Genomic DNA, 21381 nt, shown 5'->3' with positions numbered 1-21381 from the left:
GACCCTTGTTTTCGACCTGTGACCAATCGGCTTGCGGGCGCCGCGCAGGGCGACGCCCGCAAAATCGCTATCACCTGGCGGTGTTGCTGTCGACCAGCGCGCGCGCCGCATCGACCAGCGCCTGGCCGTCGAGACCTTTGTCGTTCATCTCCGCGATCCATTCCGCGACGATGGGATCGGCGGCTTCCTTCCAGCGCGCGGTCTCTTCCGCGCTGATCGTCAGGATGGTGTTGCCACTCTCTTCGGCCTTCTTTTCGCCGATCGCGTCGACCTCGTCCATCGCGCGGCCGAACAGTGCAGCCGTGTCGGGGCCCGAGTTGGCGTCGATGACCGCCTTGAGGTCGTCGGGAAGCGCATCGTAGCTGCCCTGGTTCATGGCGAAGACGAAGGTGGCGGTGTAGAGGCCGCGCGGATCGTCGAACTTTGTATGGGTGTTCACCAGTTCGGTCATCTTGAGCGGCAGCGTGACCTCCCAGGGGATCACCGCGCCGTCGATTACGCCCTTGGAGACCGCCTCGGGAACGGCCGGGACCGGCATGCCGATGGCGGTCGCGCCGAGCTTGTCCAGCAGGCGGGTGACGATGCGCGTGGGTCCGCGCAGCTTCAGGCCCTGCATGTCCTCAAGCGTGGTTACGCCATCGCCCTTCACATGCAGAAGGCCCGGGCCATGCACATGCAGCGCCAGCGGCTTCACGCCGGCGAATTCCTCCATGGCGTTGGCTTCGACGAATTCGTGAAACGCCCGCGAGGTGGCTTCCGCGTTGGTCACGAGAAAGGGAAGCTCGAAGGCCTCCGTCCTCGGAAAGCGGCCCGGCGTATAGCCGAGAACGGTCCAGATGATGTCGACCACGCCGTCCTTCGCCTGGTCGTAAAGCGCGGGCGGGGCGCCGCCGAGCTGCATCGAGGGATAGTGCTCGACCTTGATGCGGCCGTTCGACTGGCTTTCCACTGCCTCGATCCAGGGCGTGATGGCACGGGCCGGGATTGCCGCCTGCAAGGGCAGGAACTGATGGACGCGTAGTGTCACGTCCTGCGCTGCCACGGCGCCGGCGAGCGCCGCATACAGGGCTGCGGCAGCGCCAAGAAGCCTCGCGCCCCTTTTCAGAAACGGTGTCGTCATATCGTCCTCCCACTCCGGCACCGGGCCCGATGGCCGAGCCCCTGCGTCTTTTCTGCGGTCCTGAAGGTGGGAGATATAAAAGGTAATGTAAAATGAGAAATTAGCTGTTTTGTATAACCGGATTGACAGATGATGGGCGCGAAGCCTTGCCGGTGAGGGACTGTCCGCATCAACCGGCTTGCCAAAAGCGCCGCCGGCCGCATCATGCCCTGCCGTCCGTCGTCGTTTCGATCAAGCCGAACTGGATTCTTTCGTGCCGCGCAAATCTCCCCGCAACATCCTGTTTGTCATGTTCGACCAGTTGCGGTTCGACTATCTGTCCTGCGCCGGGCATCCGTCGCTTGAAACCCCGCATATCGACGCGCTCGCCGCACGCGGTGTCCGCTTCACCCGCGCCTATGTCCAGTCGCCGATCTGCGGCGCGTCGCGGATGAGCTTTTACACCGGCCGCTATGTGCAGTCCCATGGCGCGGCCTGGAACAACTATCCGCTCAAGGTCGGCGAAATGACGCTCGGCGATCACCTGCGCGCCCGCGGCATGGACGCGGTGCTGATCGGCAAGACGCATATGAAGGTGGACGACGCCGGCCTCGACCGGCTGGGCATTTCGCGCGAGGGCATCATCGGAGCGCGGATTGCCGAATGCGGCTTCGATGCGCATGTGCGCGACGACGGACTGTGGGCGGAAGGGCCCGACGGGCCCTATGACGCGAAACCCTCGCCCTATAACGCCTATCTTCGCAAGAAGGGCTACGACGGCCGCAATCCCTGGCACGACCATGCCAATTCCGCGATTTCGGATGGCGCCCCCGAGGACGGGCAGGGCGAGATCGAGACGGGCTGGCTGATGCGCAACGCCCGCAAGCCCGCCAACATCCGCGAAGAAGACGCCGAAACGCCCTGGCTGACGGACCAGGCGATTGCGTTCCTTGAAGAGCGGCGCAGGACCCGCACCGCCGTGCCCTGGCTGTGCCACCTCTCCTATATCAAGCCGCATTGGCCCTACATCGTGCCGCCGCCCTATCATGCGCTCTACGGCGCGGAGGATGTCGTTGCGCCGGTTCGCAGCGACGCGGAGCGCGAGGATCCAAACCCGGTCTATGCCGCCTTCATGAGCTCGCGGGTCTCGCGCAGCTTTGCCCGCGACGAGGTGCGCGCGGAGGTCATCCCCGCCTACATGGGGCTCATCAAGCAGTGTGACGACCAGGTCGGCCGGCTGATGGCCTATCTGGAAGAAAGCGGACAGCTGGAGAACACGATGATCGTGCTCACCTCCGACCATGGCGATTATCTGGGCGATCACTGGCTGGGTGAAAAGGACCTGTTTCACGATCCCTCGGTAAAGGTGCCGATGATCGTCTGCGATCCGTCTCCTGAGGCGGATGTCACCCGCGGTACCACCTGCGATGCGCTGGTCGAGGCCATCGATCTTGCCGCCACCTTTGTGGATGTGGCCGGTGGCGCATTTCCCGGTCACATTCTGGAAGGCCGATCGCTGCGGCCGATCCTCCACGGCGACATGCCCGCCGACTGGCGCGGTTTCGCGGTGAGCGAATACGACTATTCCTGCACGCCGATGGCCGACGCGCTGGGCATGGCGCCGGGGGATGCGCGGCTGTTCATGGTGGCGGATGCGCGCTGGAAGCTGATCCACGCCGAAGGCGGCCTGCCGCCGATGCTGTTCGATCTGGAAAACGATCCGGACGAACTGGTCGATCTCGGCCGCGATCCGGACCACGCGGAGGTTGTCCGGCAAATGCGCGAAAAGCTGGCGGCCTGGGCGCGCCGGGAAAACCAGCGCACCACCGTGTCCGACGCGCAGATCCTTGCCCGGCGCGCCGGCGCAGGCGGACGAACCGGGGTCCTCATCGGTGCCTATGACGAAGACGACATCACGGCGGAAGACCTTGCGCCCTATGGCGGTCGGGTCGCGCGAATGGGCGGTGCCGTCGCGGAGGAAAGCTGATTTCCATTCGCCGGCAGGTCAGTTCGCCGGTTTCATCCGTCGTGCAAGCGGAACAAGCAGAACCGGTATCGAGACTGCCGCGACAAAGGCCAGGATTTGAAACGCCCCGCCGGGACCGTTGGTGTCGACCGTGATCCCGAGGATCGGCCCGAACGAAATCATCATTCCGCGATTTAGAAAATTGATCGCCGAATTCGATGTCGCCCGCACGTCGTTCGTGACCAGCCGATTGATCTGGCCGAGGAGGAGAACGGATGCGATGCCGTCGGTCGTCGCGAGGAGCACCAGGGCGGCGAGACTGTAAGCGGTGTCGCTTGGGACGGCGAGCAGAAGCCCGGCGAAAGCGACGATACCGCCTGCCATCAAGATTTTTCCTGCCGCCACCCTTTGCATTGCCGAGACCATCAGGGTCGCCGCCAAGGCTGCGAGCACGCTGCGCAGGGCAAATGTCAGACCCATCACAGCCGGGTCGAATCCGAGTTCGATCCAGCGCATTTGGAAGGCGTATGTCGTCGCTGTGGTGTAGAGCGTGAAGACAGCGGCCGCGATAAGGCACAGCCTGAGCAGGGCGTCTGCCCTGAAAAGGCGTACAGCGTCCTTTACGACGCGAACGGCGGATTGCGTCTTGCCGACGGGGCGTTCCGGCAGGGCATCCGGCGCAATCGACAGCGCCACGGGCAGCGCCAGCCATGCGATCAAACAATTGGCGACTCCGGCCGCACCCATTGACCAGCTCGCCAGCAACCCGCCGGCCACGGCAGATCCGGCCGCGGCTATGAGCGAGAGCATGCGCAGCCGGCTGAGATAGAAATCGAGCGTGTGGTCCTGCGTCTTTGCGGATCGGTAGCGGTCGACCAGAGCCGAAACATCCGATCCCGACAAGGCACTGTTGCCGGCGGCAAGAAGCGCATAGGCCGTGGCCATGCCCCAGAATCCGTCGAGCACCAGAAGCGCGGTCCCGCCCAAGCCGCGACACACCGCTGCGAGCACGAGGACCTTGCGGCGGCCGACGAGGTCGGACAGCAACCCGGTTGGAAGTTCTGCAATGAGCAGGGAAAAAGCGAAAAACGACTGCACGAGGAAGACCTCCTGCAAGTCGAGCCCCTTGTCGACGAAATAGGGGGTCATCACCGATTGCAGAAGGATGATCGACCAAGTGAACCGGAGCAGCAGGATCTTGCGCGCGTCCGCCGTTGGGTCTGATTGCGGTCGGGGTGCCCGCGTGTCGGATTTGAAATCTGATGACATTTCAATACCTTGAAAGGGCAGTTCTACAATTTTCGAAAAAGAGCCCGGTCGGCCCAACGCCGCGGGGTTGCTCACTCGTATTCAATGAAGATGGCATTGCATGCCAATTCGGCAATCCTGTGGGCGCTGTCTGGATCGTCTGCGACCGCTATGACCCCGGCAACCCGGTCCCTGTTGTTTTCCGCCGGTCTCAGGCGATCTCCGGGGCGCCTGAACAGTTGCACGAGAGACACCCCGGGCATGGTTCTGGCGTGCGCCGCGTCGAGATTGGCGAGGGTTCCTCTCTTCGGGGCTGTTTTCGCACGGATCGCCGAATAGCGGTGGTGCCGGGGCAGTTCCGGGAGACCGTTGTTCGCATGCAGGTCGACAAGTGCATGGTAGGGATCGAGACCGGTTGCGGCCTCGATGGCTTCCGGGACCAGGAAACCTGCAAGCCTTGGGTTGATCTCGATGACGAGCGGTCCGCGTGCGGACAGGCATAACTCGACATGCGCGGCACCGTCGAGAAAACCGATCGATGAAAGAGCGTCGCAAACCGTGCGTGTTGCCTCCGGCGGAACCCGGGCCGGAAATGTTCCTCCCTGTTCGACATATCCGCTTCCGGGGATTGTTCGATCGGTGAAACCCAGAATGAGGTATCGCCCTGCGTTTGCCATGACCTCGGCGCTCACGATTGGGCCATCGATGTATTCCTCGAGAAGGAGACCGCGATGATCGTGTATGTGGTGGTGTTGAACGGCGCGGCGCGCATGGTCATATGCCGCGGCAAGCTCTTCGTCTGCCGATACGCACCTGATGCCTCTGGATGCGGAGAGCGTCCTTGGCTTGACCATAAGCGGGTATCCGATGCGCGAAGCCGCCCGCCATGCCATCTCGAGGGTATAGACGACCTCGAAGCGCGGCTGTGGGAGTCTGTCTCGGGTAAGGCGTTCGCGTGTGCCCGCTTTGTCCTTCGCCAGTTTCACCGCCTGCGGTGTCGCGTGACGCTGTCCGCCGAGTTTCGCGAGTTCTGCGGCGAGTTCTGCGTCGCTGTCGTTTAGCGTGAGGATTGCCGCATAGCGCGCAAGGTGCCGCCCTTGACCTTCGATGGCCGCGGCAACCTTTGTTGCGTTTGAGCCGGCCGGGACCTGCAGATGGCGGACGATTGAATGAAACGCCGCCGCGTTTTCCGGATCAAATCGCATTGGGAGCGTCAGGTCCGACGAGGCGAGATCGATCTCGTGGCCCTGCCGGGCCAGGCGGACGAGGGGAGCAAGCCCGTTCAACGGGCGTGCGCCGACGAAGAGAATTCTCATGAGCCCCGAGGGTCTGGTATGGCCGTCATAGCCAGATAGGCGAGGTCAGGTCTGTGGCGAACGAACTTGCGATGCGCATCGGTCCTGAAGCCTGCCGCCGCCAATTCCGCAGTCAGTTCGTCGGCGGTATAGGCACGTCGGAAGCGACCGTCCGGCATGGGAGCAAGATCGCCCTTTTGTTGCTTGGCGGCAAAGACGGCGATACACAGCCGCCCGCTTCGACCGCGCAAGAGGCGCGCCAGATGCGCCAAGTAGTCTGCCGCTTCGGCGGGATGCTCATGATGGTAGCAGCCATTGTCGCAAATCACGTCGAAGCCGTTGTTGCATGTGAGATCGCGAATGTCGCATTGCACGAAACGCAGATTTCCGCGCGTTGCCTGTTCGGTCACGTCGTCGCGTAGCGGCATCAGATCAACGGCAGTGACATCATGGCCGAGACTTGCATAGAGCCGTGCGTCGCGCCCTCGCCCGGCGCCGACGTCCAGGATTCGTTTTGGGGGTTCTCCGATCCAGGCTGCGAACTGGTGTCCGACCCTCGCCATCGCCGCTTCGTCGGACCATATGTCCGCGGCGCGTCCGTAGAGGGTTTCATAGGCCGTTCGCAGCCGTCGCCGGTAGCGTTCCGGCGGCGGCGGTTGGGTCAAGCGGTTCGCACGATCGGCCATCAGGCCGCCCGGGCAGCATCGGCGGCGGGGACATCGACGCTGTAGACTGCGCCATCATAGGCGCTGGCAAGGAAGGCGCCCGGACGATCGGTCGCGACCAGGCACGACAGGCCCGCGCCTGTCAGGCGGCGGTTGAGCACCCAGCGGCCGCTGTCCAGGTCGAAGACCGCGACCGCCCCGCCATAGCTGCCCGTCGCAATGTAGCGTCCGTCCGTTGCCACGCACTTGATCGAATTGACATGCGGCGAGCGGTGACCGATCGCGCCGTCGCGGGACCAGATCCGCAGACACAGGTCCCGGCTGATGCTCACGAAGGCGCCTGGTCCAAGCGCCGCGCAGCCGTTGGCGATCTTGTCGTGGCCATCCTCCCAGATGACCTCGGTCTCGAAGTCGGAGATCCTTGTCAGGGCGGCGGAGCAGTCCGCCGCAACGGTGAACAGCCGTTCGCCGTCGCTTGCGATCCCCTTGATGGCGTTGCGATGGACCGGGAGGGAGGCGACATGACGGATCTCGCCGCCTTCCGAGCGCAGCACGACGACTTCGCCGGTATAGGCGCCGACCGCCACATGCGGCATCCCGTCCTTGACGAAAGCCGCGGCGCAATTCAGCGGCGAGCGATGCTGGTGCAGCACGGCTCCGCTCTCCGCGTCGAAGACCCGGCCCATTTGGCCCCCCGAGACGATGCGTCCGTCGAGTTCCACGAGGAAGTTGCACAAGCTCCCGGTCTCGCCGGCGACGATGCCGTCCCGTTTCAGGATGCCGGCGTCTCCGATGGTCCACACCGACCCGCGCGCCGGCAGAACGGCGTTGATGCTGATGGAGGGTTCGATCCCGTCCACGTCCCAGCGGTCGCCGGGGATGTCGTAGATCGCGAAGGTCGAGCCGAAGGTGGCGAAGACGATCGTGGTGTCGTCGAAGAAGGCGCAGGAGCGCGGCCACACGACATCGGGCAAGGCGGCCGTCGTCGACAGAACGAGTTCGGAGCCCTGCAGCGTCCACAGGCACATCTTGCGGTCGTAGCTCAGGCTGACCAGCCGCTTGCCCCCGGCATCGTAGACGAGCCGCTTGATCCCGGCGTCATGGGCCTGGACGGTCTGGACGTCGTCGCCGTCGATGGTGAGGATCTGGCCCTCGTCGTTGCCGGCGATGACGAGGCCGTCGGGGGTGATCGCCAGGGCGTCGGTCTCCACATCGTCGAAGACGACCTTGGAGATCTCCTTGCCCGTTTCCACCGACCAGCGACGCACCGTTGCATCGTCACTGCTGGAAATGATTTCCGCGTCTCCCGGCGCGAAGCCGACGGAAATCACATCCGCCTCGTGTCCCCGCATGACGGCGAGGCAGGTGCCGTCGAGCGCGAAGACGCGCAGCGTGCCGTCGCGCGAACAGGTCGCGACCTTGGAGCCGTCGCCGGAAAAGGCGATCATTTCGATATCGTCCTCATGGCCGTCGAACACCGTGCGCAGGCGCATGGTCGGCACGTCATAGAGCCGCGCCGTGTAGTCGCTGCTGGCGCTTGCCAGGAACCTGCCGTCCGGGCTGAACGCGCATTGGTTGGCAAGATGATCGTGAAAGGCACGCTGGATCGCGACCCGGGACAGACCGTCCCAGAGAATGAGCTGGTCGTCATAGCCGGCGGTGGCGACATAGCGGCCCTTGAGGCAGGCGATGCCGCTGATCGGGGCAAGATGTTTCATGACGTGAGATCCTCTCCTTCCACGGCGAATGCGTGCTGACGCAGGCGCGCCTTGGCGCGCAGGTATTTGAGGTTGTGGCTGTTGGCATGAACGGCGGTGGGAATGCGCTCGGCGATCCGGATCCCGGCGCGGGCAAGTTGCGCCTGCTTGTCGGGATTGTTCGTGATCAGCCGAACGACCGGTGCACCGAGAGCCTTGAGCATCGCCGCGGCCTCCGAAAAGTCGCGGTCGTCCTCTGGAAGGTTCAACGCGCGGTTTGCCGCGAATGTGTCGAGACCCTGGTCCTGCAACAGATAAGCGGACAGTTTCGCATTGAGCCCGATGCCGCGGCCTTCCTGGCGCAGATAGACCAGATAGCCTCCTTCCGCGCCGAGCAGCTCCAGCGCTTCGCTCAACTGCTCGCCGCAGTCACAGCGCATCGACCCGAAGACATCGCCCGTCATGCATTCGGAATGGACCCGAACCAGCGGGGCAAGGGAGGCGGATCGGCGCGGGAAGCCGATCGCAAAATGCTCCTTTCCGTCTCTCAAGCCGTCGAATGCATAGAAGGTGCCTTCGCCGCCGGCCCGGGCGATGTGGATCGGAACGGCCGTGATGATGCGCAACGCGCTGGACGGCGGCGCCTTTTGTCCGGCAGCGTGCGCAATCGTCGGGCTCAAGCGGTTCGTCATGGGGCGGTCTCCTCACCGTTTTCATCCAGCACCGCGGCATTGGCGATGTCTCGTTTGTTGAGCGCCATGGCGGCCGTCCATTCGGACGGCGTTGCGGCGCTGGGAAAAACGGTGGCAACCACGGCATCGGGCCCGAGCCTGCGCGCGACGTGGCGCGCGGCCAGCCAGTTCGCGCCGGCGGAGGACCCGACACGCAGTCCGCATTGCGCGTAGACCTGAGAGAGGGCGGCGAGGGAATCCTGGAACCGGACCGTCAGCTTCCGGGCGATCCGGGTTTCGTGATCGGCGACGAACGGCTGTTTTCGGCCATTGCCCAGGCCGCCGGAGCCCGCGTATTTAGGCAATCCGTTTGGCAGCGCCGCACTGCCATAGGGGAGTTCGGCCGGGGTGACGGCGATCATCTGCACCCGCGGATAGACACGCCTCAAAGCCGTATGGGCGCCCACCAGCGTTCCGCCGGTGCCGATCGAAGCGACAAAGGCATCGACGTCCGAAACCCCTTGCCCGTCAACACGTTGCAACTGTTTGACAAATTCCGCACCGGTTCCCGTTTCATGGATCCGCAGGTTCGCGCGGTTCTCGTGTTGATGCAGGAACGACCAATGCGGATGGCGTTCGGCCGTTTGATAGGCGGCTTCCATCACCGCCCAGAAACCGAGGCTCTTGTCGACAAGGCGCACGTCCGTGCCAAGGCTGCGCATGTCCGCGATTGCGGCTGGCGACATGAAGGACGCCATGATCAGCGTGTTCGCCAGGCCGAGGTCGGCGCACAGCCGCGACAGGGACACGGCCAGATTCCCGCCGCTGTACTCAAGCACGCGCTCGGGGCAGGACGTGCGGGACAGGAGATCGCAGACAAGCGCGAAGGCGGTCCGGTCCTTTATCGACCCGGTGGGGTTGAACCACTCGCATTTGGCGAAGATGCGGGCCTCGCCCGCAACCCGCGGCAGCGCGACGACGGGCGTGTTGCCAAGGCGGGCCGCGAAGGAGGCAAGGGCGGGATGCCGTGCCAGCACCGCCGGATCGGTTCCAGGGGCCGGCGCGCCGGGATCAGCCGGGAGCCAGGATTTCAGGGCTGGCTGCATCACGACAGGTCCTCGGCAAGACGAAAGCCGATGGCGTAGAGCGGCCGGGGATACAGTCCGTGGCGTCGCCGGCAGCGCGCCAGATCGCGAAACCGCGAGAACCCGCCGCCTCTTGCGACCGCGTAGCCTGTCGGCCAGACCAGCGCCAGATCGTCGGCGATCTCCGCCCCCCCGGGATAGGGAGCGTAGTGCCCGGCGACATATTCCTCGACGTTTCCGGCCATGTCGTCGAGGCCGAACGGACTGCGCCCCGACGGATAGATGCCGACCGGAACCGTGGTCATCAGGCCGGACTCGATCGTATTGGCCCGCTCGGTGTCGAAGGTCTCACCCCATGGGAACTCCAGCGCATCCGGTCCGCCGGCGGCATGTTCCCATTCCGCCTCGTCGGGAAGCCGGAATCTACGCCCGGTCTTCTGCGAAAGCCATCCGGCATAGGCGGCCGCCGCGTCGGCGGTCACGGTATGCACCGGGTGGTTGCCGCGCTCGGCCGGATAGCGCCCCAGCGGCCAGCTTGTCGGAAGCGCGTCGTAACCGCTGTCCAGAAGAAAGTCGCGGTATTCCCGGTTTGTCACCGGATAGCGGGCGATGCGGTAGGGCGCCAGCCTGCACAGGTGTCGCGGGCATTCCTTCTCGATCCAGGCCCGTTCGAGAAACAGGCCTTCGAAACGCCTCATGACCGTGTCGACCTGATTCGGATCGAGGCCGATGAAAACCTCAGCCCCGGCGATGTCGATCATCTCGGGGTGCTCCGTCTCGATCCGGGGATCGCCAAGCATGTTGAGCCGCGTCGCCGCTCCCAGACGATCCGGGAGATCGCGGGACGGGTCCGCGATGACCGTCAGCAGATCCTGCTCGCACGACGAGGCGAAGCGCTCGGCCAGACGCCCGTGGTCCGGGAGGTAGGCGTCGACAAAACGCTCCCGATAGCCCATCGCGGCACGGTCGCTTGCCGAGGTCGGATGGGCGAGCGGCGCAACCGGGCGAAACGGCGAAGAGGCCGTGTCGGAGATCGGCGGCGGAGACGTCTGCGGGGCGGTCATGAGCGAGACCCCGCGGCCGAGCTTTGCTGCACGCCGGCCAGGGGCCCGTGCGCAAGGGGATCCGAGACCGCAGGGGGGGCGTCGAGCAGCTCCGTCGGGGATGCGGCCGGCGTCGAGGCACCATGGTCCGCGGCAAGATCGGCCATGACCGAACGGCCGGCCTCGATGAGAACGTCGTTGTATCCCGAACTGCCGAGATGGGCCAAAAGCTCGTCGAGGCAGGTGAACGCGCCGGCCGGCGCCGGTCGCGCTTTCAGGGTATCGTGCAGGGGCCGCAGGACGAGCGGCGCGCCACCGCACGCCGGGCGCAGAAGGAGATGCGGCGGCCAGGCTTCGTCCTGTCCGCAGCGACGGGCGGCCGAAAGCACCAGGTCGTGGTTCGCGCGCATCGCTTTCAGTCCGTCGTCCGCATCGTCACGGGGAGCGGCGGTCCTGTCGTGAAACAGCAGGCAGGCGAGGGCGCGGCGGCGCGTGATCCGGCACAGGAAGCCGGCGAGGGTGTCCCGGGCCTGATGGCTCAGGAGACCGGTTTCAACCGCGATGCCGGCGCTGCGCAACTTTTCCAGTCCGCGTCCGGAAACGCGCGGATCGGGATCAAAGGCCATTGCGACGACGACGCGCCGTATCCCGGCCGCGATGATGGCATCCGCGCAAGGCGGCGATCGTCCGACATGGGCGCAGGGTTCGAGCGTGACATAGAGCGTGGCTCCACGCGCTTCCGCACCTGCTGCGGCCAGGGCCATCGCCTCTGCATGCGGCCGGCCGCCGGGTTGGGTGGCGCCCTCGCCGAGGATGCAGGTGTCCCGGGCGATCACGCAGCCGATCGCCGGGTTGGGGGCGGTGGTCCCGCGTGCGGCCGCGCCAAGCGCCAGAGCGCGCCTCATCATCATCGTATCGATCTGGACGGTCACGCCGGATACCCTCGGCTGCAATCGAGTAAAACACCAATAAGTTGATGCGTCATATTGTAGCAACCAAAGAGTGCAGTCAAACGGATTGTCGCGTCATGCGTGTCATGGGGGTCGAGCGCAGGCGATGCCCGTGCGGCGGCATGGACCCGACAGCTCTTGCCCCTCAGCCCCTTTGGATGCCCCAAGCATGGGACTGATCCGGCACCGGAAATGGCAAGGCGCCCCAGCGCAGCGACCAGCCGGCAAGTGACAGGCGCGGCGCCCCGTTTACCGGCCCACACCCTCGGCAACGACGGGCCTTTCCGAGCAGGCGCAGGCGACCCTTGCGCGGGACAGGGCGGTCTCCAGATTGTCGCGCAAGGCGGTCTCGCAAGGGTCGGCGAGAATCACGAAGGCATGTCTGGAGTAGGAGTCCCGCGTCGGCGGTGCGATGGTGCCGGCTGGATACAACTGGCGGCTTTCCGTCAGTCCCGGGATCTCGCGGATGGCGTCCGCGAGCGGTATCGCGGGAACGGGACCGCCGTCCCCGCTCACATAGCCGATTGCGGCAAAGCGCGCCGCCGGCACTTCGTCGGGAAGCGCTGCCGTCCGTCCGACAAGCGCGGTGAAACTGATCTCGATGGGATCGATGCCAAGGGCGAGTTCCATCAATCGCCAGATGCGGTCGCCGGCCGGACGCGCATGGGTTTCGATCAGATGCACCTGCTCGCCGTCGATCTTGATTTCGGTATGGCAAAGCCCGTGCTCGATCCCCAGGATTTCCAGCAGCAGGAAAATCCGTTCGCGGATGCGGGTCAGCATCAGGTCCGGCAGGCGCTTGGGGAACAGGTGCCCCTCCTCGACGAAATAGGGCGGGCGCGGCGGATTGAGTTTTTCGGTCACGCCAAGCAGGTGATGGTGTCCGTTCAGCGAAACCGTTTCCACGCTGTATTCCGCACCGTCGACGAAGCGTTCCACGATCAGGCCTCCGGCAACGGTCGTCTCCGGGTAGCTTGCGAGAACCTCCTCCGCCGTTTCGCGCGAGACAAGGCGCACGTCGAGACTGCCCCGCCCCGTCGCGGGCTTGACGATCACGGGCTGTCCCGATGCCGCACTCAGCACGTCGATGGCCAGACGGGCCGTTGCCCGGTCATGCGCGGGCGCCCAGGCAACGGTGTCGAGCGGGCCGCCGGCAAGGGTCTGGCGCATCGCGATCTTGTTGCGGGTCAGATCCACGGCCGTCCGGCTGTTGCCCGCAATCCCCAAGGCATCGCGAATGCCGGCCGCGGCCAGGCAATCGACATCGCGCACGGCGGCAACCGCCGTGAACGGGAGGGTTTGGTGAAGTGTCCGCGCCCGCGAGACGCAGGCATTTTCGTTCCGCGTGTCCACGGTCTCCACGGCCCGACAGGTGGTCCGCAACACCGGCTCGATTTCCTCGGGAGTGCCATGAAACAGCACGACCTCATCGGCGCAGCGCAGGGCCTTTTCGACGATTGCGGACCAGCCGCCGACAAGGAGTAGACGGCTGCGGGGCGTAGCCTGCTGGCCCCGGGTCATGAGGCCCGTGCCTCCCGGACCCCGTCCGCGGCCTCTCCCACATGAAAGGTGAACCGACGCGAAACCTCCTCCAGCCGATTCCGTACCTGTGTCGGCGTGTCGCCGCCAACGGAAAACCGGGCGATCGAGGCGCCGCTCATGATCGGCGCGATCAGGGTCTGCCCCGGCCGGCACAGGATCTCGGCATAGGTGATCCAGTCGTCGCGGAAGGCGGCGAGCGAAGACACCGTCTGCAATGTGCCAGCCCTTGGATAGATTGCGATCCAGCCGCCGGCGGGGAACCTCGCCACCGGCTGCAGGTCGACCGGCAATCCGACCTCGAGGAGTGCGCCGCAAGCGCCGGTGTCGACGCCCCAAAGGCCGGCAACGCAATCGCTGATCCCGCTTCCGCCGGGACGGCCGGCCACTTCGCCGAAATAGAGCTCTCCCCTCGGTGTGAGGAAGCATTCGAGGTGGGAAACGCCGTTCTGGAACCCGAGCGCGCCAAGCGCTGCCGCATTCAGGTCGAGGATGCGCGTCTGCAGGGGCCCATCGCGGACGGTGACTCCGCGCCGCGTTGCGAGATCGCGAAACCGCAACGGGTGGCCGATGTATTCGAAGCACTCCGAAAAGGCGACCTGCCCGCCAATCGTCACGGCCTCGACATGAAACTCCCGGTTTTCGAGGTATTGCGCGGCAAGCTGGTCCTGGGCGTCACTGCCGGCAAGGTCGAGCAGCACATCAAGCTCTGACCGGCTGTCCACCACGCGGACGCCGGCCGATCCCATCCCGTCGCGCGGTTTGACCACGATCCGCCCGTGTCGGGCAAGCAACGCCCGGACGCCGGCGGTGTCCGCGAGACAGATCTGTTCCGGGACGGGAATGCCGGCGGAGCGGACCCTTTGCGCCATCGTGAGCTTGTCGCGCAGCGCAAGGGCATCGTCCGGCTGGCGCCCGACGATGCCGTGACGTGCGCGAAACGCGGCCGCTGGCAGGATGTGGCGCTCGGAGAGCGCGACGATCCCGTCGAAAGACTGCCAGTGATGGAGATCTTCGGCGATCGCCATCAGCGCGTCCAGATCGTGGTCGGTATCGGCGACGTGAAGATCCAGCCCGGAAACGGTGCTGAAACCGGCTTCATGCGCCTGTTTGGTAATGACCGAGACATGATGACGCTGCGGCGAAGGCTGGAACGTGCCGTCGGTGTCCGTGTAGCGCGGAGCGCCATCGCGATCCAGGATGAGAATGCGTCGTCGGTTCATGGAGACTGCTCCTCGCCCGGGCGTGTGGGATGGGTGTGGGCCGTTGCAGCGGTGCTGGAAGCGGCAGCCGGGGGCGCCGGCGCCGCGGACCGCGCCCCCGAAGCCCGCACGGCGAGGCCCGCAATGGCGATCGCTGCGAAGAGCGCCGCATAGATGGCGGCCAGCCAGACGAAGGCCGAGGCGTGGCCGGCATCCTGCAACAGGAAGGCCCAGACCGGTGACAACACCACCACGACGATGCGGGTCGCCAGGCTGATTGCCGAATTGATGGTTGCGCGAAACCGGTCCTCCACCGCGTCGTTTACGATCACCGAACCGACGATAAGCACATAGGCGCGCAGGATCTCCATCAAGGCGATGGACACGAAGGTCATTGCGATCCAGTCGAGCGCGCCGAGCAGCACCGAGACCTCCAGCAGGAGGAATGCCACGACGGCAAAGCGCACCGGCGCGACCGCCACCATGAAGCGTTTCACCAGGTAGCTCGCCCCGGCACTCAGCAGGCCGGCGACGGCCGTCGCGATGGCCGCGAGTTCCAGCGCTGCTCCCATTTCCTTCCAGACACCCTGATAGGTGGTAATCGCGATCATCGGCATGAACAGCGCGACGACCATGACCGCCGCCGTGACAATGGCGGCGGCATTGCCGTGTCCGGCCAGATGCCGCAGCCCGCTGCGGGCCATCTGCAGCCGGGAGCGTTTTGGCGTGGCTGTCGCCGCCGCCGGGGTCCGGTCCTGCTCCGGCAGGCGGTAGGACAGAAAGACCAGCACCGCCGCGAAGGCGCCGGCGGCATTGATCCAGCCGACCATATCAAGCGACCATGTGGCGATCAGCCCGCCGAGCAGCGTCGAGCTGAACTGGGCGAGCCCTGCAAGAATGCCCATCTGGGCCAGCGCCCGGTGGCGCGCCGCCGGATCCGCGTTGGCCTTTTCCATTTCGTAGACAACGGCGATATTGGTGCCGCTGTAGAAGCTGACGCCGACGCCGATCAGGCCGTAGGCGATGGCAAGCAGGCCGAATTGCGAGCTTGTCGCGATGATCAGGCAGCCAAGGAATTTTGCGACGGCCCCGATGATCAGCGCGCGGCGGCGGCCGAAGAGATCGGACACCAGGCCCGACGGGATCTCCATCACGACCACGATCACCGAGACCATGTTCTTGATCAGGAAAACCTCCGCGAGGCTCAATCCGCGGTCGGCGTAGAAGAAGATCAACACGCCCTGGAGAAACGCCAGGTTCCAGATGAAATGCCCCAGAAAGAACTGGGACTGCAGACGTCCGCTCATTCCCGCACGCCTCGGTTCGGGCGGCGCCGCACGAGAGGTGGCTGGTGCACGGTCATTCGGCATGCACCACGAGGCAATAGGGCGTTCCGTCTTCGCGCGGCACCCGCAGCGTCTCGCGTACCGTGAAGCCGTGCTCGGCGAGGAAGGGCGCCACCCAGTCCATCGAGGCCGTCCGGGCAAACCGACCGTCGCGCATCACCTGGATGCCGTCGTCTTCGATCTCGCGGTTGGTCTCAAAGAGCGAGAGCACGAATTTTCCCCGGTCGGGGGCAACAAGCGCGCGGATCCTGTCGAGATAGAGCGGCTGGACGTCCGGATGCTGATGATGAAAGCATCCGCTGTCGACGATCACGTCGAACGGCTCCGGGAAATCGGCCTCCATGAAGTCTCCGGCGCGAAAGGACAATCGTCCCTGGCGGGTCGCCATGAGGTCGGCCCAGAGCGGATTTTCGATCAGGTCGACGCCGACGGCCCGAGCGCCCTTGTCCGCGAAGAAGGCGGTGAGTTCGCCCTGCCCGCAGCCGATGTCGAGCATGGAGCGCGGCGCCTGCGGCTGGCACAGCGCATCATAGTAATCCTCGATCGCGCGTAGATTGCGATAGCCGCGCGTGCAGACGGGCTGTTCGGCATAGAGATCGCCATAATAGCGCTGCAACGATGCCATGTAGTCTTCCGGCGTCGATCGTGCGCCATCGTCGATCTTCGCGTTTGTTTTCGCAGGATCAGTCATTGTTACTTGATCGCCAGGTAGCCGACGAAGCTGAGGTAGCGCATCACCGTGAAGACCGACGAGAAGCCGGCCTCGCGCAAGGCCCGGACGTTTTCCTCCGACGTCTGCGGGTTCAAAATGCCCTTGAGGCTCTTGCTTTTCGCGATGATCTCCGCTGGGTGGAAGCCCTGCTCCATCTTGAAGTCGACATAGAGGCTGGAGAGAAGATCCTGCGCCACCGGATCCGATCCCCGGACCTTCTCGAACATGATCAGTCCGCCGCCGGGCAGCAGGGAATCGTAGAGTTTCCGGATCAGTTGCGCCCGAACCGCCAGCGGGGTGAACTGGATCGTGTAGTAGGACAGGAAGAGATTTGCGCGCTCGAAGGCGAACCGCAGAATATCGGAGGTGACGAACTCGATGCCGAGATGGCCATGTTCCTCGCGCGCCTTCAGCGTCATCGCCTCGACGCTGTCGATGCCGACCCAGCGGACATTCTGATGCGCCGCATGCCGGGTCGCGACCTTGGCAATCAGCTCGCCGACCGAGCTGCCAAGCTCGTAACAGGCGGTGCCGTCCTGAACGAAGTAGTCGCTCAACTCACAGGCGAGCTTGTGCCCCTCGGCATACATCGGGATGGAGCGGCGCACGTGATCGGCAAAGTGATTGGGCGTCTGGCCGCCGAAGGTCCAGCCGGCATTGGCCGCGGTGATGTTGTTGCCCACGCTGGCAATCTGACCCGCGTCGGCCTCGCCCCGCCGGGACGTTGCTGTCGCGCGCTTTTCCGGCTTGGCGTTTTCTACCTGCGCTTCCATTGCCTGCTCCCGCTTGCATCCTGTCGCGCGAATTTGCCTTCAGCGCTCCGCAAGCGCCGTTTCGCCCCCCCTTTGGGTGCGCGCGATTCCGGCGTATACCTTGAGGAATCCGCAGCCCGGTCGAGGGCTGTAACCCGGGTGTATCGCTCGACAATTTAAAATCTAAAGTTGTATATCGCGGATTGTCAACCGGAAACGCGCCGCGCCGCCCCGCCTGAGCGCGTCCTGCCGGAAAAGGGGCGGCCGTCGAAATGATCCAGGCCGTTTAGAAGCGATCCGCAGATCAGTGGCGCGGGCCACAGACTGGCGGTCCTCTCCCCGCAATGGCGGTGTTGCAGGAACCGGAACGAAAAAAGGGGCGGGACCGTAACGGTCCCGCCCCAAAATGGCAGTCGAACACACGTACAACAGACGGAATGCGTTCAGCCCTCGGCCGGTTGCTTCGCCAGCTTGCGCGCCTGCTCGATCCAGCCGTCGCGTTCGATCCGTCCGCGGAAGTCGAGCTTGCTGTCGAGCGCTGCGATCTGCGCATCGGTCAGCGCGGCAATCTGCCAATAGTGGAAAATGCCGGCGCCGTTCAGGGCGGTTTGCAGCTTCGGACCAACGCCGCTGATTGCGGTGAGATCGTCAGCCGCGCCCTGCGGCTCCGCCAGAAGCACCTCGGCAAGCGGATCGCTGAGCTTTCCGGCCTTTGCCCGGGGGGCCGGCTTTGCCTTTGTGGCGGGCTTTTCCTGAGTGGCGCTGGCGGCTGGCGCGGTCGAGCCGGTCTTGGTCGCAACAGCCACTTCAAACGGGCTTTCCGGCAGCGCGGGCGCGTTGTTCGGACGCTTGTAGTGGGTGCGGATGAAATCCATCACCCGCGGGGCGATTTCCGAGCGGAAGCGCGATCCGTTGAACACCCCGTAGTGGCCGACCGCGGGCTGCGTGTAATGGGCCTGCATGTCGGCGGCGAGGCCGGTGCACAGGTCGTGCGCCGCCTTGGTCTGGCCGCCGCCGGTGATGTCGTCCTTCTCGCCTTCCACCGTGAGCAGCGCCGTACGACGGATCTTGCTGCAATCGACGAGCTCGCCGCGATGGCGGAACTCGCCTTTCGGAAGGGCGTGGGTGATGAACACCGTCTCCACGGTCTGCAAGTAGAACTCCGCGGTGAGATCCATCACCGCGAGATACTCGTCGTAGAACTCGCGGTGCTTCTCCGCGCTGTCGCCGTCTCCGTCGATCAGGTGCTGGAAGTACTCGTGATGGGCTGTCATGTGTCGGTCGAGGTTCATGCTCATGAAGCCCGAGAGTTGCAGAAAGCCCGGATAGACGTCGCGCATGAAGCCCGGTTGCGGGAAGGGAACCTTCATGATCACGTTGCGGCGGAACCAGTCGATGCCCTTGCTTTCGGCAAGCTTGTTGACCGCCGTCGGATTGATCCGCGTGTCGATCGGCCCGCCCATCAGCGTCATTGTCGCCGGTGCCATCGGATCGTCGTGCCCCTCCATCACGGCGACGGCGGCAAGCACGGGCACCGAGGGCTGGCAGACCGCCATCACATGGGTGTCCGGACCCAGGAAATGCAGCATCTCGATGACGTAGTCGATGTAGTCGTCGAGATCGAAGCGGCCCTGGTTTGCAGGCACCATGCGCGCGTCGATCCAGTCGGTGATATAGACATCGGCGCGCGGAAGAAGCGTTTCCACCGTGCCGCGCAGCAAGGTCGCATAGTGGCCCGACATCGGCGCGATGATGAGGATCCTGGGATCCTGGCGCTGCTTCGTGCCGAGCTTGCGGTCGAAATGCAGCAGATTGCAGAACGGCTTGCTCCAGACCACTTCCTCGCGGACCGGAACCTTGACGCCGCTGACGGTGGTTTCGTCGAGCCCGAATTCCGGTTTTCCGTAGCGCCGCGTCATGCGCTCGACCAGCTCGCACCCGGCTGCGACCGAACGGCCGAGGGGCGTATGGGTGAGCGGGTTGAGCGGGTTCTGGAAATAGAGGCGGGTCATGTCGGCCGTCGCCCGCATCGGACTCATGGCCGCGTGATTGAATTCATACATATGATAGAATGGCACGCGATCGACCCTTCTTTGGTCCCGGCCCTGTCGCACGGACGGCCGCGACATTTATTTCGCATTGCAAAATAATATGACAAAGAGATTGCGTCGCATCAACCGCGACGGAGGTCGATACTCCGCAATTGCTGCAAAAATGCCGCGCTCGGACGAAAAGGGATGCGCGCGCAACCTGTTGCGATGCAAAAAATCTTTCGATTCTCGTGAAATCTGCCCTGTCAGGCGGCCAGGTCGGCGACGACGGCGTCAAGAACGAGGAATCCGGCCGGCGTGGCGCGGACCCGATTGTCCTCCAGATGCTCCACCATGCCATGTTCCACAAGCTGGGCGATGCGCCTTGAATCGATTGCCCGGCCGGCGATGGCCTCGTAGCGGGTCAGGTCGATGCCTTCCACCAGCCGCAGGCCCATCACCAGATATTCGTCGCCCTGTTCTTCCTGGGTCAGCGCCTGATCCTCGACCAGGCCGTCGCCGCGGGTCTCGACAGCCTCGAGCCAGGTTTCCGGGTGGCGCTCCGTCGCGGTCGCGAACTTGCCGTTGCCCCCCGTCAGGCGCCCATGCGCGCCGGGACCGACGCCGACATAGTCGCCGTAGCGCCAGTAGACGAGATTGTGGCGCGATTCCGCGCCGGGAACGGCGTGGTTCGACACCTCATAGGCCGGCATGCCGCGCGTCTCGCAGATGTCCTGCGTCAGGTCGTAGAGATGGGCGGCGGTGTCCGGATCGGGCACGATCAGCTTGCCGGTGCGCTGAAGCTCGAAATAGGGCGTGCCCTGCTCGATCGTCAGTTGATAGAGCGACAGATGGTCGGCCGCGAGATCGATGGCCTCGGAGAGTTCCGCCTGCCAATCGCGTGCCGTCTGGTCGGGCCGCGCGTAGATCAGGTCGAAGGAAATGCGCGGAAACGTGTCGCGGGCGATGCCGATCGCCGTTTTGGCCTGAGCGACATCATGCAGGCGCCCGAGGCGTTTCAGGTCCGGATCGTTCAGCGCCTGGACGCCGAGCGACAGCCGGTTGACGCCGGCCGCGCGATAGCCCTTGAAGCGGGTTGCCTCGACGGAGGAGGGGTTGGCCTCCATTGTGATTTCCGCATCGGGAGCCACGCTCCACAGCCCGGAGATCGCGTCGAGCACGCGGGCGACCGTCGCCGGATCCATCAGCGACGGCGTGCCGCCGCCCAGAAAGATGGAATCGACCCGCCGTCCGCGCGTGCGCTCGGCAAAGGTCTTCAGTTCACGCTCGAAGGCGCGCGCGAAGCGGGGCTGGTCGACGCCCGCATGGCGGACGTGACTGTTGAAATCGCAATAGGGGCATTTGGCCTCGCAGAACGGCCAATGCACATAGATGCCGAACCCGCCGTCGCCCTCGTAAGTCATGCGCTCTCCAGGCAGGCTTTCGAAAACGTCTGAAAGGCGCGGGCACGATGGGACAGGGCCGGGCCGTCCAGCGAGCGGCCGTGTTTCTCCTCCGGCGACATTTCCGCGAAGGTGCGGCTGTGACCGTCGGGCTGGAACATCGGGTCGTAGCCGAACCCGCCGTCGCCGCGCGGCGGCCAGACGATCTGTCCTTCGATCTCGCCGCGGAAGAACACGCTTTCCCCGTCCGGCCACGCCAGGCACAGCACCGCGACGAAGGATCCGCGCCGCTGTGCGTCGGTCGTGGCGCCGGCCGCCTGCAGCTTTTCCTCCACCGTGCGCATGGCCATGGCGAAGTCCTTCTCCGGACCGCCCCAGCGCGCCGAATAGACGCCCGGCTGACCGTCAAGGGCCGCGACGCAAAAGCCACTGTCGTCGGCAAGGGCCGGCAGGCCGCTGGCGGTCGCCGCCGCGACGGCCTTCAGTTCGGCGTTGGCCTCGAAGGTCGTGCCGGTCTCTTCCGGCTCGGGCAGGTCGAGCGCGCCGGCGGAAACCACCTTAAACCCGTAGGGCGCCATGAGATCCTCGATCTCGCGCAACTTGCCGGGATTGTGGCTGGCGATCACGATGCGGCCCGGCTCGAGCCGGCGGTGCGGTGTCTCACTGGCGTTGGACATG

Annotated in this window: 18 protein-coding genes; 1 reads left to right on the top strand and 17 read right to left on the bottom strand. The window is 65.0% G+C overall.

The annotated features are described in order from the left end of the window. Positions 1-70: 70 nt before the first annotated feature. Entirely contained in the window at positions 71-1120 is a 1050-nt protein-coding gene (locus tag LC092_RS09555; protein WP_224806289.1) for a TRAP transporter substrate-binding protein, read from the bottom strand. Between the two features lie 253 nt (positions 1121-1373). On the opposite strand from LC092_RS09555, the gene LC092_RS09550 reads away from it, so the two are divergent. Beyond that, the gene (locus tag LC092_RS09550; RefSeq protein WP_224806288.1) at positions 1374-3086 is read left to right on the top strand and encodes an alkaline phosphatase family protein; all 1713 of its coding nucleotides are present in this window, start codon (positions 1374-1376) and stop codon (positions 3084-3086) included. An 18-nt stretch (positions 3087-3104) separates the two neighbouring features. On the opposite strand, the gene LC092_RS09545 is transcribed toward LC092_RS09550, so the two are convergent. From LC092_RS09545 to rdgB, 16 genes are all read right to left on the bottom strand, one after another. Further along, the gene (locus LC092_RS09545; RefSeq protein WP_224806287.1) at positions 3105-4409 is read right to left on the bottom strand and encodes an MFS transporter; all 1305 of its coding nucleotides are present in this window, start codon (positions 4407-4409) and stop codon (positions 3105-3107) included. Then, positions 4406-5629, bottom strand: a complete 1224-nt coding sequence (locus LC092_RS09540) for an ATP-grasp domain-containing protein (RefSeq protein WP_224806286.1) — start codon at positions 5627-5629, stop codon at positions 4406-4408. The genes LC092_RS09545 and LC092_RS09540 overlap by 4 nt, the downstream gene beginning before the upstream one ends. Then, complete coding sequence (locus LC092_RS09535) at positions 5626-6294, bottom strand: class I SAM-dependent methyltransferase (RefSeq protein ID WP_224806285.1); 669 nt, start codon at positions 6292-6294, stop codon at positions 5626-5628. Before LC092_RS09535 ends, LC092_RS09540 begins: the two co-directional genes overlap by 4 nt. After that, positions 6294-7991, bottom strand: a complete 1698-nt coding sequence (locus LC092_RS09530; RefSeq protein ID WP_224806284.1) for a WD40 repeat domain-containing protein — start codon at positions 7989-7991, stop codon at positions 6294-6296. The genes LC092_RS09535 and LC092_RS09530 overlap by 1 nt, the downstream gene beginning before the upstream one ends. Continuing rightward, a complete protein-coding gene (locus LC092_RS09525) occupies positions 7988-8662 on the bottom strand; it encodes a GTP cyclohydrolase II (protein WP_224806283.1) in 675 nt (224 codons plus the stop codon). The genes LC092_RS09530 and LC092_RS09525 overlap by 4 nt, the downstream gene beginning before the upstream one ends. After that, positions 8659-9747 carry a pyridoxal-phosphate dependent enzyme gene (locus LC092_RS09520; RefSeq protein WP_224806282.1) on the bottom strand — a complete coding sequence of 363 codons (1089 nt, stop codon included), beginning with the start codon at positions 9745-9747 and terminating at the stop codon, positions 8659-8661. The genes LC092_RS09525 and LC092_RS09520 overlap by 4 nt, the downstream gene beginning before the upstream one ends. Then, positions 9747-10790: a formylglycine-generating enzyme family protein gene (locus tag LC092_RS09515; RefSeq protein ID WP_224806281.1), complete on the bottom strand. Its 1044-nt coding sequence runs from the start codon at positions 10788-10790 to the stop codon at positions 9747-9749. Before LC092_RS09515 ends, LC092_RS09520 begins: the two co-directional genes overlap by 1 nt. Then, positions 10787-11701 (bottom strand): bifunctional diaminohydroxyphosphoribosylaminopyrimidine deaminase/5-amino-6-(5-phosphoribosylamino)uracil reductase RibD, encoded by a 915-nt coding sequence (ribD, locus tag LC092_RS09510; RefSeq protein WP_412103551.1) that lies wholly within the window; start codon positions 11699-11701, stop codon positions 10787-10789. Before ribD ends, LC092_RS09515 begins: the two co-directional genes overlap by 4 nt. A 267-nt stretch (positions 11702-11968) precedes the next feature. Continuing rightward, positions 11969-13240: an ATP-grasp domain-containing protein gene (locus LC092_RS09505; protein ID WP_224806280.1), complete on the bottom strand. Its 1272-nt coding sequence runs from the start codon at positions 13238-13240 to the stop codon at positions 11969-11971. Continuing rightward, positions 13237-14481, bottom strand: a complete 1245-nt coding sequence (locus LC092_RS09500; protein WP_224806279.1) for an ATP-grasp domain-containing protein — start codon at positions 14479-14481, stop codon at positions 13237-13239. Before LC092_RS09500 ends, LC092_RS09505 begins: the two co-directional genes overlap by 4 nt. Beyond that, the gene (locus LC092_RS09495) at positions 14478-15767 is read right to left on the bottom strand and encodes an MFS transporter (protein ID WP_224806278.1); all 1290 of its coding nucleotides are present in this window, start codon (positions 15765-15767) and stop codon (positions 14478-14480) included. Before LC092_RS09495 ends, LC092_RS09500 begins: the two co-directional genes overlap by 4 nt. Before the next feature lie 52 nt (positions 15768-15819). Then, the gene (locus tag LC092_RS09490; RefSeq protein WP_224806277.1) at positions 15820-16431 is read right to left on the bottom strand and encodes an SAM-dependent methyltransferase; all 612 of its coding nucleotides are present in this window, start codon (positions 16429-16431) and stop codon (positions 15820-15822) included. A gap of 68 nt (positions 16432-16499) precedes the next feature. Next, positions 16500-17291 carry a methyltransferase domain-containing protein gene (locus LC092_RS09485; RefSeq protein WP_224806276.1) on the bottom strand — a complete coding sequence of 264 codons (792 nt, stop codon included), beginning with the start codon at positions 17289-17291 and terminating at the stop codon, positions 16500-16502. 422 nt (positions 17292-17713) lie between these two features. Beyond that, on the bottom strand, positions 17714-19309 hold the full coding sequence (phaZ, locus tag LC092_RS09480) for a polyhydroxyalkanoate depolymerase (RefSeq protein WP_412103563.1): 1596 nt from the start codon (positions 19307-19309) through the stop codon (positions 17714-17716). Positions 19310-19566: 257 nt separating this feature from the next. Further along, positions 19567-20724, bottom strand: a complete 1158-nt coding sequence (hemW, locus tag LC092_RS09475) for a radical SAM family heme chaperone HemW (RefSeq protein WP_224806275.1) — start codon at positions 20722-20724, stop codon at positions 19567-19569. Beyond that, positions 20721-21380, bottom strand: coding sequence for an RdgB/HAM1 family non-canonical purine NTP pyrophosphatase (gene rdgB, locus LC092_RS09470; protein ID WP_224806274.1), 660 nt, complete (start codon positions 21378-21380; stop codon positions 20721-20723). Before rdgB ends, hemW begins: the two co-directional genes overlap by 4 nt. Position 21381: the final 1 nt, after the last annotated feature.

It is taken from the genome of Stappia stellulata, assembly GCF_020176715.1.
GTDB lineage: Bacteria > Pseudomonadota > Alphaproteobacteria > Rhizobiales > Stappiaceae > Stappia.
Note: the sequence above shows the minus strand (reverse complement) of the source record. Positions and strands in the feature narration are given on the sequence as shown.